The following is a 16091-nucleotide window of genomic DNA, read 5'->3' as shown; positions in this document are numbered from 1 at the left end:
TCTTCACGCTAAGCATCACTGCCTGAGTTATTTTCCTGCCCTCGCGCCGCAACGTTCCGCTGAGCCGACCGCAGGAAATGTCGGGAATGTTCCACTTTGATGGAAAATCCGATGACCTCAGGCATAAGATATTTCCCAGCCTTTGTCAGTATCGCCCGTAAAAACACCGATTGTCAGTAACCCGCTAGCGCACCCCAAAAAAAACGGTAATATGCTGTCAAATTATACGATTTGGCCGTTGCCACTTCCCTGTTGTTGAAGACCTGCCGGTTTCATAAGGATATTTGTGACTTTACAAGGAAATACCCAATCTTTCCGTGCCACTTATGGCCCGCTGACACCGCTGAAAATCATCGCGACAGGCGCGGCGCTGCCATCCACCAAAGTGACGTCGGCAGAACTGGATATCCGGCTCGGTAAACCTACCGGTTTTGTGGAAAAGCGCTCTGGTATCGATTTTCGTTTCCACGGCAGTGATAGCGCCAGCCAGGTTGATCTGGCCGTTGCTGCGCTGCGGGATGCGTTGAATCGTCAGGCTATTGCCCCGGAGTCTATCGATTTACTGATCTACGCGTCGGCGATCCCGGTTCAGGCCCTGCCTTTTAGCGCTGCGCATGTACTGAAAGCGTCGCCGCTGAAAAAAGGCATCAGCAGTTTTGATATCAACACCAGTTGCGTGAGTTTTATTTCGGCGTTACAGGTCGCCGCCGGGTTGCTCAATACCGGCGCTTACCGTCGTATTGCCATTGTCAGCGCCGAACTGGCATCGCGCGGGATTGACTGGGAACATGAAGAGTCGTCGATTATTCTTGGCGACGGCGCTGCCTGCGCCATTGTTGAACAGGGAGACGGGCAAAGCGGTATTCTTTCCTGCCTGCTGGAGACTTATCCTGCCGGAATCGACCTGTGCCAGATCCGCGCAGGCGGCACTCGCCGCAACCCACGCGCCGGGTTACATCACAGCGATTTTCTGTTCCAGATGGACGGTAAACGCCTGTTCCGTCAGGCGGCAGCGCTGATTGAAGGTTACTGGCAGCGGTTGTTGTCATCTGCCGGTTGTTGTCAGACCGATCTGGCGACGGTTATTCCGCATCAGGCCAGCCACGTCTCACTCGAACACATGCGCCGCCGGCTAAACGTGCCCGCCGACGTGCTAATTGATATCTATCGCCAACATGGCAATCAGGTCTCCGCATCCATTCCGACCGCCCTGCACTACGCCATTACACATGGCCGCTTCAAACCCGGCAAACCGGTTGCTCTGGTAGGTACCGCCGCGGGCTTAACGCTTGGTGGCATGGTATTGATGCCATGAAAATAGTCGTAACGGGTGCCGCCAGCGGCCTCGGGCGCAATGCCACCGAGTGGCTGCTGGCGAAAGGTCATCAGGTGGTCGCCACCGGTCGTGACCTCCATACGGGGAAAGCGCTGGCGCAATTGGGCGCAGAGTTCCGGTTTATCGATCTCGATGTCGCCACACAGGCGGACTGCCTGTCGCTGGTTAAAGGCTGCGACGCTATCTGGCATTGCGCGGCGAAGTCGTCGCCGTGGGGCAGTGAACCCTCGTTCATGCTGACTAACACTCAGGTCACCGATCGGTTGGCCGCTGCTGCCGGGCAGGCGGACATCCCGCGCTTTGTGCATATTTCCACCCCCGCCATTTATTTTGATTTCACGCACCGCACTAATATTGATGAACGTTTCCGCGCCAGAGCTTTTGCCAATCATTATGCAAAAAGTAAGTTTTTAGCCGAACAACATATTCAGCAACGCCAGCAACAATTCCCTCTGACGCGCTATACCATTTTGCGCCCCAGGGGGCTGTTTGGCCCGCATGATCGGGTGATATTGCCCCGCGTGCTGCAACAGATTCGTCAGCAAAAAGGGGTTCTGCGCTTGCCGCGCGGTGGCGACGCACTGCTGGACCTGACGTTCACGCTCAACGTGGTCGAAGCCATGTGGCTGGCAACGGTGCAGGACGTCCTGCCAGCCGGTGCAGCTTATAACATTACCAACCACCAGCCTCAGCCCCTGAACGTCATGCTAAACCAGTTGTTGGGTGAAGAGCTGGGGATCAACTTTACGATTAAAACCGTCGCCTATCCGCTGCTTTATAGTCTGGCCGCCGGTATGGAAGCCGTAGCCCGGTTTACCCACAAAGAACCGATGCTCACCCGCTACAGCGTGGGGGCGGTCAATTTTGATATGACGCTGAGCCAGATGCGCGCGCGCACTGAACTGAAGTATCAGCCGGTCTATTCGCTGGCGGAAGGTATCGCCCTGACGGCAAACGCCATGCGGAAAAATCCAGGGAGTCTGAATGGCTAACATCACAACATTTGAGGTGGGTTATTGTCTGCACCCCGGCTGCATGGCGCTGAAAGGAGCCGGCTGGCGGGTGTGTAAATTTCCGGCCCGCGCCTGGTTACTGGAGGCTCAGGGCAAACGCTGGCTGTGGGATACCGGCTACGCCGATCACTTTGAACATTACACTTCGCAGGGCATTTTCCGCCTGTACCGTAAAACTACTCCGGTCCATTTCAACTCTGGCGATGCCCTGTTTCGTCAGTTGGAAAGTCAGGGTATTTTGCCCGCCGATATTCACGGGCTGATCATCTCCCACTTCCATGGGGACCATATCGCCGGTCTGCGCGATTTTCGTGGCGTGCCGTCAATTTGCAGCGCGGTGGGCTGGGAAGCCAGCCGTACATTGCGTGGCTTTGCGGCCCTGAAACGGGCGTTCGTACCGGGTCTGATCCCGGACGACTTTGAGCGCGGTTTGCAGTTTATGGAACGCTTTGACCAGATCGCACTGCCTGTCGAACTGGCCCCCTTTGAGCAAGGTTTTGCCTTGCCGGAGAGTGCTCAGGAGATCATTCTGGTGCCGTTGCCCGGTCACGCGGCCGGGCATATCGGGGCATTTGTGCAAACGGAATCGGGCTGGGTATTGCTGGCCAGCGACGCTGCCTGGTCACCGCTCAGTTATCAACATCTGCGCGGCCCGTCGCGGCTGGCGCATCTGGTGATGGACGATGCCCCGGCCTATTACCGCACCCTTGACCGGCTGCATCAGTTATTTCTCGGCGGGAACGTTGAAATCCGTCTGTGTCACGAGGGCGATTTATGATGTCACTGACCACCCTCTGGCATTATCTGCGCACCCGCCGGTTACGCTTTCGCGACCGCGACGCGCTGCTCGACTGGCAGCAGAAAAAGCTGCGGCAATTTGCCCGCCGGACCCTCTCCCGCAGCCCGTGGTTTCGGGGTTATAACCCCGCTCATCATCAGGACTGGCCGGTGATGAACAAGGCCCTGATGATGGCCCATTTCGATCAGATGAACACAGCCGGATTGCATAAAGACGCGTTACTGGCCTGCGCCCAGCGTGCCGAACAGGATCGCGATTTCACACCGCAGGTAAACGGTTTCAGCGTGGGCTTGTCGTCCGGCACCTCCGGCCAGCGCGGCTTGTTTGTGGTCAGCCCGCATGAACAGCAGATGTGGGCCGGTGGGATGCTGGCGAAAATGCTGCCCGACGGTTTTCGCCGTGGTGAACGCGTCGCCATGTTTTTACGGGCGGATAGTCATCTCTATCACAGCGTCAATAACCGCTGGCTGAGCCTGGAATTCTTCGACCTGTTCTCACCTTTCGACCAGCAAACGACCCGTTTGCTGCAGTTTGCCCCGACGATCATCGTGGCACCGGCGCAGGTCTTGCGGCAACTGGCGCTGGCGGTGCTGCATCAGCAGTTGAATATGACGGTAAAGCGGGTGATTTCCGTCGCCGAAGTGCTGACACCTCAGGATCGCCAGTTGTTAGAACAGGTTTTTCATCACGTTGGCGAAGTGTATCAGGCCACCGAAGGCTTTCTGGCCGCGACCTGCGAGCGGGGAACGTTGCATTTAAACGAAGAGTTTATTCACGTCGAGCCGGAGTGGATCGACGAACAGCGCTTTGTTCCGGTGATCACAGACTTTACCCGCCATACCCAACCGATTGTCCGCTACCGGCTGGATGATGTTCTGGTAAAACGCCAGTTACCTTGCCCCTGTGGCCGGGTGACGCTGGCACTGGAGCGGATTGAAGGCCGCTGTGATGACTGGCTGGTGCTGCCGGGAGCAGGGCAAACAGAGAAAGTGATGTTTGCCGACGCCTGCAACCGCGTGATCGCCAATGCGCTCCCGCTGACCGCCGACTACCGGCTGGTTCAGCACAATTCGCGGGAACTGCACCTGCACAGCGACGGTAGCCCGGCGGAAATTGAGCACTGTAAAACGCAGTTGGAGAAGCATTTTGCCGTACAGGGCGTCGATGTGGCACGGCTGCAATGGACGTTGCAGGCCGGTGAAATCGCACAACAGTTTATGCATAAAAAGCGGCGGATCCTGCGTCATAAGGAGAGCGTCAATGCGTGATCGTTTAGTGTGCCTGTTGACCGGCTGGGGCGGCGTCGGCGTGGTTTACCACCTCACGGATGCCTTCCAGCGTCCGGGGACCGTGCTCTCGCCGTCGTTTATCGACCGGATGGTGACTTTTAGCCCCGACGGCATCTGGCTTTATCTGTCGTTTTTCCTGATCATCCCGCTGGCCTATCTGACCTGTCCGGCCGCGCGGCTGCACTGGCTGAGAAATGCCATGGCGATCACCGCGCTGTTTTCCGGCGCGGTCTATCTGCTGTGGCCGACTACGTTGATCTATCCGACATACAGGCCAGATGCCTCGCTCAGCGCGAAGCTACTGACTCAGCTTATTCACATCGATTCCGCCCAAAATTGCCTGCCTTCACTGCATATGGCGCTCACCGTGCTGGCCGTGTGGGCCTTGAGCCGCCGCGAACACCCGTTAAGAACGGTGCTGTATGTGTTGTGGTGTGTGGCAATCGGTTTTTCTATTTTACAGCTACGCCGCCATTTGTTTGTCGATTTACTGAGCGGTTCTGCACTGGCATTTTGCGTCGGCGCCGGGTTATGGCGCGTTATGAGACAGTCTCAAACGACATCACAAGGAAGGATCCCATGACAGATTTAATTATCCCCATCATCTTTATGTTGGTCGTCGTCACCGGCGAAGCCTGGATATTAGAGCGGGTGCATAAGGAGGCCGTGAACTGGCGGGATGTGATTTTCAACCTGAACTCCGGTCATATTATGCTGTGGCTTTTCCGCGGTCTGGAGATATTTTGTTATGGTATGGTCGCTGCGCATTTCAGTCTCAACTGGCTGAGCAGTTGGCCTGCGCCGCTGGTGTGGTTATTTGCCCTGCTGGCCTGGGATTTCGGGTTTTACTGGTTGCACCGTTTGCATCATAAGCTGGGGGCGCTCTGGGCGGTGCATGTGGTTCACCATCAGGGGGAGCACTTTAATCTTTCTCTCGGGGTGCGTAATTCGTGGTACTCCTCGCTGACCTCCATCCCTTTCTTTATGCTACTGGCCGTTCTGGGCGTGCCGCTGTCGGTGTTTATCACCGTTTCGCTGCTGCACTACACGATACAACTGTTTAATCATAATGCGCTGACCCCAAAATTAGGTTTTCTTGAGAAGATATTTGTGACACCGTCACATCACCGCATTCATCATGTCAATGACCGTTTTTACTCGGATAAAAACTTCGGCGGCAGCTTTATTTTCTGGGACAAATTGTTCGGCACTTTCTGCCCAGCCCTGCCAGAAGGCGATTTCAGCTTTGGCGCAGGCAAAGAACGCCACTCAGAAAACCCGTTCTGGGCCAGCAATCTGCCGTTCTTCCGCTATCTGAAACTGCCCTTCCGCACGCAGCAGAAAACGGCACAGTTTCACTGTTCGGTCGCCAGTTTGTTTATCGGCGCGATGCTTTTATTCTCGCTGGTAATTGGGTATGTCTACCGGTTTGGCTATGGCTATGACGCCATTGGCCTGCCGCAAATCTGTCTGTTTTTACTGCTGGCGTCGGGCACTCTGGCGTTTGGCGGAATTTCTGAAGGCCGTCACTGGGGCGTCACGCTGTGGCTGGCCATTACGCTGTCCCTGCCGTTGGTTTTCATCGCGCTGCTGGAATGGCGTGACGCATTTTGGATGGTGCTGATGCCGCTCGCTTTGCTGCACGCCTTTACCCTGGCCTGTGGCCTGGGCCGCCGCCAAATATCGCAGGTTGTCAGCCATGAGTAAATTACCCGATATGCCGCTGTTTATGCCCGACGGTGAACAGGCGTTCCATCGTCAGTTACACCGCGAAGCGCAGGCGTACCTAAAAGAGTTGCAAGATCACCGCTTCGCCGACGGGATCCACCTGTGCAAAGCCTTAGTGCTGGCACTGGCGTGCGTTGGCGGCTATCTCCTCTGTCTGACACAGCAAAACAGCTGGGGGTTTTTCGGCGGCTATCTGCTGTTTGTGATGGCGGGCATGTTGCTGAACGTCAATGTGAATCATGACGCTTCCCATAACGTTTTTTTACGTATCCCGCGCGCTAACCGGATCATAGGGCGTCTGGTGACGCTGCCGCTGGGTGTTGACCCCGACTACTGGCGCTTACGCCACGTCGAGTTTCATCACCGCTATGCCAATGTGGAACATTACGATCTGGATACCGAGGAGAACGGTTTTTTCCGCCAGAGTCCTTATCAGCAGCACCGGTCTTATATGCGTTTTCAGCATATTTACTGGCCACTGATTGCCGCGCTTTCGCTGCCCTATATTGCGTGGATATTTGACTGGTCAGACAGACTGGGTAAAACGCCGCTGGCGCAAAAAGGGGCGTTGCCCGGAAAACGGGGCTGGTTGATCTTTACGGCGGCCAAAATCGCACACTTGCTGGTCGTTCTGATGATCCCGTTATGGACTGCGCATCTCCATGGTATTGGTGCGGGTGTGGTCATTGTCAGTTATGTTATTAGCCAGATGATTGCTTCGCTGATGGTGGTTTTTTTGCTGCTCGGTACCCACTGGGCACAGGCTGAGTTTTACGATGCGCCCACCGACGGACGGATGCCGCAGGGCTGGTATAAGCATAATTTCGCCACGGCTTGCGACTGGCAGCCTTCTCCATTATGGCTGCAAAAATGGTTTGGCATGCTTAACCTGCACCTGACGCATCATCTTTTCCCCGGTTGGCATCATCGCCACTGTCCGGCACTGGCGAAAATCATTGAACGCGTCGCCCGCCAGCACGGCATGAATTACCGCTGTATTGGCTATCGTCAGCTTATGCGTGAACAGCAGCAATTTCTAAAAACCATGGGAAGCGGCGATGACCCGCGCACCGGCCATACGGAGAGCCCATGGCAGCCGAAGTGAACGCCCCGACTTACCAGCAGCGTGACGATCTGGCCCTGCATCGCGACCTGACTCAGGCAGCCAACCAATATTTGCTCACGAACCGCGATCACCGCTTCGCCGACGGCAGGATGATCGGCAAACTCCTCTTTCTGATATCGCTCTGCGCGCTGTTTTACACGCTGAGCCTGACGGCAGGAAGCACAGCGGGTTTCGCCTGCGGATATTTTGGTTTTATTTTTACCGCCATGCTGCTGGCCATTAACGCCGTGCACGATGCATCCCACAACGCCTTCTTTCGCCAGCAATGGGCTAACCGTGCGCTGAACATGGTGATTTGTATTCCGCTAGGCCTCGACCCGGATTGCTGGCGGGTGCGCCACGTCGAATGTCATCACGCGCATCTCAATGTGAAGGGGTTCGATCTCGATATTGAGGAAAACGGCGTGTTGCGCCAGACGCCGTTTCAGCGCATTAAAGGCTTTATGCGCGCCCAGCAATACTATTGGCCCTTTGTCGCTGCGCTGACGTTTCCCTGCATCATCTGGTTTTTCGACTGGTATGACCGTGCAGGGAAAACCCGCGTGCAGCCAAAAATGCGCCACCACGGCGTGACCGGCTGGGGTATTTTTCTGGTCACCAAAGCCCTGCATTTGCTGCTGGCGCTGGTTGTGCCTTATTTCGTTCTGCATCCGCAAGGGGCCAGCGTACAGACTCTGCTGTTATGTTATTTAGGTAGCCAGATGCTCTCATCGTTGATTTTTGTGGTGCTGATTTTAGGGTCACATTGGGCGATGGGGACATTTTATGAGGCTCCCGCCGACGGGCGCTTCAAACATGGTCGCTATCGCCATGTTTTCGCCACGACCATCGACTGGGTGCCGCGTCCGCGTCAGGCATCCTACTGGATGGGCGAACTGAACCGGCATCTGACGCACCATATTTTCCCTAACTGGAATCATCGTCATTATCCGGCGCTGTCCGCCATTATTGCTGATGTTGCGCCACGCCATGGCGTGACCTATCACAGTGTCTCACTGGGGGATATTCTGGCCGCGCAGCAGCGCTTTCTGCGGGCTATGGGGCGTGGACAGCCCGCTCACGGGCTGTTAAAAACACCGCAAAAACGGCGTTCCGATTAGCGATAATTGACGATCACTTGCTGGCTGACGATGCGCAGCGGCGGGTTTAACCTGCCCTTGCCTTCGACAAAAAACACCAGTCTGAAAGGGGTTTGTGCCGACTGGCCGAAGAAGGCGCGGGTCTGCCCGCTGGCGCCGTCCAGCTCTGCACAGCGGTTGTTGGTGTTGCACAATTTGACCTGTAACCCTGCGGGCTGCGGGCCGTACAACCGGTAGTTCCAACTGACCGATTCAACGGTCGCCGACGGCGTCTGCCTGACCGGCGCACTGTCTGGCGGAGTCAACGCCGGGGCTGAACTCGCCACGCCCCGGTTTTGCAAAGTCACACCCGGCTGGCTGTCAGACCAGGATCCCGCCGCGTAAGATGGCGCACTCAGCACAGAAAGCAACCCCGCGCAAATCAATGACACGTTGTTCGACATCACTCGCCCCCGATGGTCGCCGTCATGCGAATCTGGCGGGTGTCGCTCATTTCCAGATTCGACATGACGGCAATCTGCGGTAGCGAACGGCGCAGGAAGCGGGAGAGCAGCGCACGCAGGGCGTGATTGACCAGCAGCACCGGCGGTGCACCGTTCATTTCCTGACGCTGTAACGCAGCCTGCGCCTGAGTCAACAGACGTTCAGCCAGACCTGGTTCGAGGCCACCGCCTCCCTGTAGCGCCTGCAACAGCAAACGTTCAAGCGAGGTGTCCAGCCCGATAACCTGCACTTCTCCCGTTCCAGGGAACCACTGCTGGGTAATGGCGCGGCCCAGTGCAACACGCACCACAGAGGTCAGTTCGTTCGGGTCATTCTGGTTCGGCGCATGTTCGGCCAGCGTTTCAATAATCGTGCGCATATCGCGGATAGACACCCGCTCGGCGAGCAGGTTCTGCAACACTTTGTGCAGCGTGGTCAGCGTCACCACGCCCGGCACGAAATCTTCAGTCAGTTTCGGCAGCTCTTTGGAGACGCGCTCGAGCAGCTCCTGCGTTTCTTGTCGCCCGAACAGTTCCTGAGCATGCAGGCTGATCAGGTGGTTAAGGTGGGTGGCGACCACTGTACTGGCTTCCACCACGGTAAAGCCCTGAATCTGCGCCTGTTCACGCAGTGCCGGTTCTATCCATACGGCGGCCAGACCAAAGGCGGGATCTTGTGTTATTTCGCCCGGCAGTTCGCCGATGGCGTTGCCTGGGTTGATCGCCATCCAGCGGCCCGGATGCGCTTCGCCGGTGCCGATTTCCACGCCTTTCATCATAATGCGATAACCGGCCGGTGGCAGTTCGAGGTTGTCACGAATGTGAATAACCGGCGGCAGATAGCCCATCTCCTGCGCGAATTTTTTACGGATGCTGCGAATACGGCCCAGCAGTTCGCCGTTCTGTGCGTAGTCCACCATCGGAATGAGGCGATAACCCACTTCCATTCCCAACGAATCTTCCAGCTGAACGTCAGACCAACTGGCTTCGACCAACTGTTTATTATCGGTATTCACCGGGACAACGTCTTTCGCCGCCGCCGGTTTTTGTTGCTGACCGCGCGTCCACCATGCCAGCGCGAGCAGGCCGCCGGTGAACAGCAGGAAGACGAAGTTTGGCATACCGGGTACCAGCCCCAGTAAGCCCAGTACGCAGGCGCTCAGCATCATGACGCGCGGATTGCGGAACAGCTGGGTGACCATCTGCTCGCCGACGTCTTCGTTGGTACCGACGCGGGTCACGATAACCCCCGCCGCCGTAGAGATAACCAGCGCGGGGATCTGTGCCACCAGACCATCACCGATGGTCAGCAAGGTGTAGCTCTCCGCCGCGTGGCCGATGTCCATGTTGTGTTGCAGTACGCCGACCAGTAAGCCGCCGACGACGTTGATGATCATGATCATCAGACCGGCGATGGCATCACCGCGCACGAATTTACTCGCACCGTCCATCGAGCCGTAAAAGTCGGCTTCCTGCGTCACTTCGGAGCGGCGCTGTTTGGCTTCATCTTCGCCAATCAGACCGGCGTTGAGGTCAGCGTCAATCGCCATCTGTTTGCCGGGCATCCCGTCGAGGACAAAACGCGCGCCGACTTCGGCAATACGTCCGGCACCCTTGGTGATCACCATGAAATTGATCAGCACCAGAATGATAAACACCACAATGCCGATGGCAAAATTACCCCCCACCAGGAAGTGGCCGAAGGCCTCTACGACGCGCCCCGCCGCTGCAGTGCCGGTATGGCCTTCCAGCAAAATAATACGGGTCGACGCGACGTTGAGTGACAGTCGCAGCAAGGTGGAGAACAGCAGAATGGTCGGGAACGCGGCAAATTCCAGCGTACGCTGGGTGAACATCGCCACCAGCAACACCATGATCGACAGCGCAATGTTGAAGGTAAACAGCAGGTCGAGAATAAACGGCGGTAACGGCAGTACCATCATCGACAGAATAATCAGGATCAGGATCGGTCCGGCCAGCACCTGCCACTGTGTGTCTTTGAAACTTGGTAAGCGCAGTAGCGCAGCCAGATTACCCATGTGTTTCTATCTCTCCAGCAAAGTCCAGTGCCTCAGGCACGGGTAAACGTTCAGGTTTCTTCGGAGCTAATCCGCCTTCACGCTTCCAGCGTTTCAGTTGATAAACCCACGCCAGCACTTCTGCCACGGCCGCATAGAGCGCCGCAGGGATTTGCTGACCAATGTCACTGTGACGATAAAGCGCACGCGCCAGCGGCGGTGCCTCCAGCATCGGAATGTTGTGTTCAGCGCCGAGTTCTTTAATACGCAGGGCTACGTCGCCTGCCCCTTTGGCCAGCACTTTTGGCGCACTCATTTTATTTTCACTGTATTGCAGCGCGACGGCGTAGTGCGTCGGGTTGGTGACAATCACGTCGGCTTTTGGTACATCGGCCATCATGCGGCGTCTGGCCATTGCGCGCTGTTGCTGACGGATGCGCCCTTTGACGTGCGGGTCGCCCTCCTGACTTTTATGTTCGTCGCGGATGTCCTGCTTACTCATGCGCAGTTTTTTAATGTGCGTCCAGATCTGCCAGAAGACGTCAAAACCCACCATCGGCGTCAACCCGAGCACAATCATCAGTCCGCAAAACACAATCATATTCAGCGCTTCACCCAGCGCCGGAATGGTCGGTTGCGCCATCAGACGCATCATTTCCGGCCAGTGGTGCCACAGATAGAGGCCGCAAATCCAGCCGACAATGGTGGCTTTCAGTATGGCTTTGAGCAATTCGGCCAGTACCTGACCGGAGAACATACGCTTGAGCCCCGCAATCGGATCCATACGGCTTAATTTCGGTGCGAAGGATTTGCCGCTGAAATTCAGCCCCCCCAGCAGCAGCGGTGCGGCCAGCGCGACCAGAATCAGACCACCGATCACCGGAAACAGCGCCCAGACGGCGCGCCCAAGCAGAGAGGCCATCTGTTGCAGCATTTGTCGGTCATTACTGATGATGTCGTGATCGAAATTCAGCCCCTGAGCGATCATCACCGCCAACTGGCGTGCCATCGACTCACCGGACATCCACAGCAATGACAAACCGGCTCCCAGCATCAGCATGGAAGTCAGTTCGCGCGAACGCGGGATTTGCCCCTCTTCGCGGGCCTTTTCAAGCTTGTGGGGTGTGGGGGCTTCGCTTTTTTCGAGATCGCTTTCTTCAGCCACCGTGAGGTTCCTGTCAGCTCTAGGTACAAATTTTCATGCCTATAATGACAAAGGTTACCGATTGTCATGGTCTGAAAAGAGGTGGAAAATGCAGGCTATTTGACACATTGATTGGCAAGCAGAAGAATGGGTTAAGGGTCAGATGAAAGGGAGAGTAGCTCGGGAAAGCCAAATCGCGGTACAAGAAAGACTTGATAAGTCTTTTTTACATTCTGAAATTAATATCTCGCTAAATCGCACTTTAATACTCAGCTTTTCATGCGAAACATCTTATTTACACGTTTATGTGTCGTAAATTATTACTCTATTACCCCACCCCGTGACATAACACTCCGCGTCAGCACTTTATCCTTTTTTCACATAAAATCTACATTAATTAATTAGTTAAAGTCATAAAATAAATATTTTATGCTTTAAATCTCATGCCTTTCAGAATATCTTTACAGAATTGAATTTCATAGCAGAAGTATTGAAATTCTAATTCATTGTTATTCCTAGTAATTAAAATTAATATTAACTTTCATCCATGAAAAAGCACAAATTAACGTATAAGTTAAATGAAAGAAGAATAATCCTAAGTATTATTGATTACATTGATAGCTCAATGTTTAATGAGCACGATTTACGTGGATAGGTTCGACCATGGTAGGAATAGTTAACTCAAAGGATAGAGAACGATGCAAAGGAGAAAGTTTTTAAGTCAGGTTGAGATTGAAAGTCTGATTGCAGCGACGGCGCTGGGGAAAAATAACTCTCGTGATAAATGTATGCTATTGATGTGTTTTATTCATGGTTTACGAGTCAGTGAGTTAATAAATTTGCGTGTTAACGACATCGAACTTCAGACAAAGAGAATGCAAGTATCACGTTTGAAAAATGGATTTTCTGTTCAACATCCCCTGCAACCGAGAGAAATAACCGCCATTGTTGATTGGTTAAATGTACGATCCCAATATCTGGACTCAGACAGTAATTGGCTATTCCTCTCCAGGCACGGCGGGCAACTATCCCGGCAGCAACTTTACCGGCTCATAAGAAAATACGGTGAAACGGGAGGGATTAATATCAAAGTACATCCTCATATGCTCAGACATGCCTGTGGTTATGCATTAGCCGATAAAGGATTCGACACGCGCCTTATTCAGGATTATTTAGGGCACCGTAATATTCAAAACACGGTTATTTACACTGCCAGTAATGTAGAACGCTTTCGGGTGGTCAATATTTGATCTAATAGCTTGAGTTCCATTTTTTAATCGCGCATATTGCCCCCCAATATCTTGCCCCCATTAGCGGGAGCTATTAGGGGACAATACACTTTCATCAGGCACCGATATCTTAACTTCTTCCCATCACCGCGAAATCCATTACCGATAGGATATCGTTTTTCAGCATAAATAATCCGGCATCATTTTTTACTTCTAATTTTCGCATCGCGTTACATTTATGCGCACTGATCGTTTTAATACTGAGTTTTTTAAGTGCGGCTATCTCTCCCAGACTCATACCATTAAAGAGGTATTTCAGTACCTCATTTTCGCTAAGCGTTAAATGACGCGCCGTTGAATCCACCGAACTTTTGGGCTTGGCTAAATAGGTGCAGATTTTATGACTTAAAAAACGACGACCGGACAACACTTGCCGGAAACAATCGGCAACTTTAGTTAAAGGGTCATCGCGGGCAACCAGGCTGACGTTAGGCTCACAAAGAAGTGAGCGCATCTCCTCACCCGACTGGCAAGAGGTATAGACAATAACTGTTAAATCAGGGAATAACCGGCACAAGCGAAGGATTGTGTCCCGACACTCGTTCAGGTTTTCACTGTAGCTATAGAGGTCAGTAATCAGCACGTCAAATGACTGGTACATCAGCGCTTCAGCGATTTTTCTGAGCCCCGTCTCCTGCAACAGAATCTCCTGTTGCACGCCGAGCGATTGAACAAAATAAGAAAGACCTGCCAGCGCTAAAGGACTGCTGTCCATCAGTGCTATTTTTAGCGTTTTGTCAGTGGCGATATTCACGATATAACTCCTTGTTGTTCGTGGGGCGGACCTCTTAGATATCGGCTGAGTCAGGCCCTGGCAATCAGATTGCGACGTGCGGACCGGTTTTAGCCATCCATGTGCCCTGCACGAAGAGTTCGCTGTCATTGTGAAAGCCGAGCTTCGCCATGGCATTACGTTTGTGGGTACTGACAGTGCGAATGTCACGGTGCATAGTAGCGGCCACCGAGGTGACATTCATCCCTGAGAACAGGTGTGTCAGTACGTCCAGCTCACGGGTAGTCAGCGACGTACCTTCATGTTTTTGGCTGATCCCTAACACTTCAAGACATAAAAGCTGTCGGACTTTCGGGCTGAAACACTTGCTCCCCACCATTACCTGAGATACGCATTGTGCCAGCGCCAGTGTCGGTTCATTTTTCAATAAGAGCCCCTGTACTCCCGAAGAGGCAACCAGTTGCAATATGCGATAATCATGAAACGCCGTGCAGACAATCACACCCAGCTCAGGCCAAAGCGTACGGATCCGAGATAACAGACGTAAGCCATCAAGCACCGACTCTTTTTCACCACACAAGTCCATCACCAAAATCTCTGGCCTCAGGCTTTTCATCAATTGCATAGTCTCAGCCAACGTGCTGACGTGGGTTATCTCCTCGTGAATTCCACAGTCTTCAACTAAAACGCGGCGCATGCCCAGTGCGATCATTGGGCAGGTATCCATAATGATCACTCCACTTCTTTTCGTTTCCGGCGGGGAATAGCGAAATAAGGGAGAGAGTCGTAAGTTATTCATATTCTCGACCTTGTGCTGGATGAAAAAACACTTCTCATCCAATGGAGTTTATTTCTAATTTACCCCATCACGGTTTGCCGTGATGGGGTGATTTCCAGTTTATTGGTAGGTAAAGCTTGCCTGCACGGTTCCCACGATGGTGCCCGGCATGACACCGCCTTCAGCGGTGTATGCACGCGCTTGCAGGTTGTACACAGCCTGGTGAGTCGCCGAATCCACGTTGGTGGCATAAGTTTGGCCGTTGCTTAACACGGCACTGTTAACAGCGTTTTGCAGTTCGATCTCGATGTTGCTCGCCGTACCCGTATTGGCATACTTGGTAGCATCCGATACCGCCGGATTACCTGAGAAGGTAGCAGTGCTGATCGTGGTTGATGCCGGGCAATTGATCAGTTTCAGCGAAAATGTTTTCCATGCTCCGGATTGTCCCGCAGTCGTCATGTCAGTTGCAGCGATGGGGTCGAGTGGGACATTAACCGGTGTAGCACCGCTTTCAACGGTACACGCAGCGGCCGTCACCACACCGTTGATGTTAATTTGAGTCGGGTCCGCGAACGCGTTAGCACTGACACCTGCATAAATAACTGCAACCAGCGCTGAATATTTGAAAAATCCACTCATAGTCATTCCTTTTACATACGTTAGTTAATGGGACCATGCGTTATCTACATGGCCATAGTTACTGCTCAAATTATGCAAAATGCAGTGACGGCTACTGATAGACGAAGGTCGCCACAACAACACCAACCAAGGTTCCCGGCATGACTCCGCCTTGAGAAGTGTAGGCCCGCGCCTGCAAATTAAACGTGGTCGAATGGCTGCTAACATCCACGGGCTGAACGACAGTCGCCCCGTTTCCCAGCGTGCGGCTATCACTGACGTTTTGTAACTGAATCTGGGCATTTGTCGCCGTACCTGTATTGGCAAACATGCTGGTTTCCGTCCCGTCCTGCGTGCCACTCAGAGTCATCGTTACAGCCGTTGTAGCGGCGGGACACCCCGTCACACTGATTGGAAAGCCAACCCATGGAGATCCCATGCCGGCAGTGTTCAATGTGGTTGCCTGAATATTATTTCCCAACTCGACCTGAATGCCCCCGCCAGGTGAATTAACAGCACAAGGAGAAGCCTTAATATTCCCGGTGATATTCATAACCGTGTCTGCATATACCGCATTTGATGAAAACCCAAATATAATACCGAGTAAAAACACCGAGGGTAATAATCCTGTCATAGAGTTTTTCATGCTTACTATT

The 16091-nt window shown here is 53.7% G+C and carries 16 protein-coding genes; 9 read left to right on the top strand and 7 right to left on the bottom strand.

Translation table 11 applies throughout. From position 1 onward, the window contains the following. The first annotated feature begins 286 nt into the window (after positions 1–286). Genes ACZRKO_RS05310 through ACZRKO_RS05275 form a run of 8 tightly spaced genes read left to right on the top strand, consistent with a single transcriptional unit; the run spans position 287 to position 8391 of the window. A complete protein-coding gene (locus ACZRKO_RS05310; protein ID WP_463736183.1) occupies positions 287–1315 on the top strand; it encodes a 3-oxoacyl-ACP synthase III family protein in 1029 nt (342 codons plus the stop codon). Beyond that, complete coding sequence (locus ACZRKO_RS05305; RefSeq protein ID WP_463736182.1) at positions 1312–2328, top strand: NAD-dependent epimerase/dehydratase family protein; 1017 nt, start codon at positions 1312–1314, stop codon at positions 2326–2328. The genes ACZRKO_RS05310 and ACZRKO_RS05305 overlap by 4 nt, the downstream gene beginning before the upstream one ends. Beyond that, positions 2321–3127, top strand: a complete 807-nt coding sequence (locus ACZRKO_RS05300) for an MBL fold metallo-hydrolase (RefSeq protein ID WP_463736181.1) — start codon at positions 2321–2323, stop codon at positions 3125–3127. The genes ACZRKO_RS05305 and ACZRKO_RS05300 overlap by 8 nt, the downstream gene beginning before the upstream one ends. Continuing rightward, on the top strand, positions 3124–4416 hold the full coding sequence (locus tag ACZRKO_RS05295; RefSeq protein WP_463736180.1) for a F390 synthetase-related protein: 1293 nt from the start codon (positions 3124–3126) through the stop codon (positions 4414–4416). The genes ACZRKO_RS05300 and ACZRKO_RS05295 overlap by 4 nt, the downstream gene beginning before the upstream one ends. Then, positions 4409–5020 (top strand): phosphatase PAP2 family protein, encoded by a 612-nt coding sequence (locus ACZRKO_RS05290; RefSeq protein WP_463736179.1) that lies wholly within the window; start codon positions 4409–4411, stop codon positions 5018–5020. Before ACZRKO_RS05295 ends, ACZRKO_RS05290 begins: the two co-directional genes overlap by 8 nt. After that, the gene (locus tag ACZRKO_RS05285) at positions 5017–6144 is read left to right on the top strand and encodes a sterol desaturase family protein (RefSeq protein ID WP_463736178.1); all 1128 of its coding nucleotides are present in this window, start codon (positions 5017–5019) and stop codon (positions 6142–6144) included. Before ACZRKO_RS05290 ends, ACZRKO_RS05285 begins: the two co-directional genes overlap by 4 nt. Continuing rightward, a complete protein-coding gene (locus tag ACZRKO_RS05280; protein WP_463736177.1) occupies positions 6137–7270 on the top strand; it encodes a fatty acid desaturase family protein in 1134 nt (377 codons plus the stop codon). Before ACZRKO_RS05285 ends, ACZRKO_RS05280 begins: the two co-directional genes overlap by 8 nt. Next, the gene (locus ACZRKO_RS05275; protein ID WP_463736176.1) at positions 7255–8391 is read left to right on the top strand and encodes a fatty acid desaturase family protein; all 1137 of its coding nucleotides are present in this window, start codon (positions 7255–7257) and stop codon (positions 8389–8391) included. Before ACZRKO_RS05280 ends, ACZRKO_RS05275 begins: the two co-directional genes overlap by 16 nt. Here the strand turns inward: ACZRKO_RS05275 and ACZRKO_RS05270 are convergent. The 3 genes from ACZRKO_RS05270 to flhB are packed head-to-tail and all read right to left on the bottom strand — an operon-like array spanning position 8388 to position 12035. Beyond that, positions 8388–8813 carry a flagellar protein FlhE gene (locus ACZRKO_RS05270; protein ID WP_463736175.1) on the bottom strand — a complete coding sequence of 142 codons (426 nt, stop codon included), beginning with the start codon at positions 8811–8813 and terminating at the stop codon, positions 8388–8390. The two genes, ACZRKO_RS05275 and ACZRKO_RS05270, sit on opposite strands and share 4 nt — an antisense overlap. Then, a complete protein-coding gene (gene flhA, locus ACZRKO_RS05265) occupies positions 8813–10891 on the bottom strand; it encodes a flagellar biosynthesis protein FlhA (protein ID WP_463736174.1) in 2079 nt (692 codons plus the stop codon). The genes ACZRKO_RS05270 and flhA overlap by 1 nt, the downstream gene beginning before the upstream one ends. Beyond that, complete coding sequence (gene flhB, locus ACZRKO_RS05260; RefSeq protein WP_463736173.1) at positions 10884–12035, bottom strand: flagellar biosynthesis protein FlhB; 1152 nt, start codon at positions 12033–12035, stop codon at positions 10884–10886. The genes flhA and flhB overlap by 8 nt, the downstream gene beginning before the upstream one ends. Positions 12036–12712: 677 nt before the next feature. Between flhB and ACZRKO_RS05255 the strand changes: the two genes are divergently transcribed. After that, positions 12713–13264, top strand: coding sequence for a tyrosine-type DNA invertase (locus tag ACZRKO_RS05255; RefSeq protein ID WP_463736172.1), 552 nt, complete (start codon positions 12713–12715; stop codon positions 13262–13264). A 109-nt stretch (positions 13265–13373) separates the two neighbouring features. On the opposite strand, the gene ACZRKO_RS05250 is transcribed toward ACZRKO_RS05255, so the two are convergent. The 4 genes from ACZRKO_RS05250 to ACZRKO_RS05235 form a co-directional block, all read right to left on the bottom strand. After that, the gene (locus ACZRKO_RS05250) at positions 13374–14057 is read right to left on the bottom strand and encodes a LuxR C-terminal-related transcriptional regulator (RefSeq protein WP_463736171.1); all 684 of its coding nucleotides are present in this window, start codon (positions 14055–14057) and stop codon (positions 13374–13376) included. A gap of 64 nt (positions 14058–14121) precedes the next feature. After that, positions 14122–14763 (bottom strand): LuxR C-terminal-related transcriptional regulator, encoded by a 642-nt coding sequence (locus ACZRKO_RS05245; protein WP_463736170.1) that lies wholly within the window; start codon positions 14761–14763, stop codon positions 14122–14124. 171 nt (positions 14764–14934) lie between these two features. Then, a complete protein-coding gene (locus ACZRKO_RS05240) occupies positions 14935–15456 on the bottom strand; it encodes a fimbrial protein (protein WP_463736169.1) in 522 nt (173 codons plus the stop codon). A gap of 91 nt (positions 15457–15547) precedes the next feature. Further along, entirely contained in the window at positions 15548–16081 is a 534-nt protein-coding gene (locus ACZRKO_RS05235; RefSeq protein WP_463736168.1) for a fimbrial protein, read from the bottom strand. Positions 16082–16091: the final 10 nt, after the last annotated feature.

The sequence above is a fragment of the Ewingella sp. C233 genome (genome assembly GCF_055407225.1).
This window is presented reverse-complemented; position numbering and strand designations above follow the sequence as displayed.

Coding starts and splice junctions, on each gene's coding strand:
- ACZRKO_RS05285 (WP_463736178.1), top strand. CDS start 5,017: ATGACAGATTTAATTATCCCCATCATCTTTATGTTGGTCGTCGTCACC.
- ACZRKO_RS05245 (WP_463736170.1), bottom strand. CDS start 14,763: ATGGATACCTGCCCAATGATCGCACTGGGCATGCGCCGCGTTTTAGTT.
- flhA (WP_463736174.1), bottom strand. CDS start 10,891: ATGGGTAATCTGGCTGCGCTACTGCGCTTACCAAGTTTCAAAGACACA.
- ACZRKO_RS05305 (WP_463736182.1), top strand. CDS start 1,312: ATGAAAATAGTCGTAACGGGTGCCGCCAGCGGCCTCGGGCGCAATGCC.
- ACZRKO_RS05295 (WP_463736180.1), top strand. CDS start 3,124: ATGATGTCACTGACCACCCTCTGGCATTATCTGCGCACCCGCCGGTTA.
- ACZRKO_RS05300 (WP_463736181.1), top strand. CDS start 2,321: ATGGCTAACATCACAACATTTGAGGTGGGTTATTGTCTGCACCCCGGC.
- ACZRKO_RS05255 (WP_463736172.1), top strand. CDS start 12,713: ATGCAAAGGAGAAAGTTTTTAAGTCAGGTTGAGATTGAAAGTCTGATT.
- ACZRKO_RS05290 (WP_463736179.1), top strand. CDS start 4,409: ATGCGTGATCGTTTAGTGTGCCTGTTGACCGGCTGGGGCGGCGTCGGC.
- ACZRKO_RS05275 (WP_463736176.1), top strand. CDS start 7,255: ATGGCAGCCGAAGTGAACGCCCCGACTTACCAGCAGCGTGACGATCTG.
- ACZRKO_RS05270 (WP_463736175.1), bottom strand. CDS start 8,813: ATGTCGAACAACGTGTCATTGATTTGCGCGGGGTTGCTTTCTGTGCTG.
- ACZRKO_RS05280 (WP_463736177.1), top strand. CDS start 6,137: ATGAGTAAATTACCCGATATGCCGCTGTTTATGCCCGACGGTGAACAG.
- ACZRKO_RS05240 (WP_463736169.1), bottom strand. CDS start 15,456: ATGAGTGGATTTTTCAAATATTCAGCGCTGGTTGCAGTTATTTATGCA.
- ACZRKO_RS05235 (WP_463736168.1), bottom strand. CDS start 16,081: ATGAAAAACTCTATGACAGGATTATTACCCTCGGTGTTTTTACTCGGT.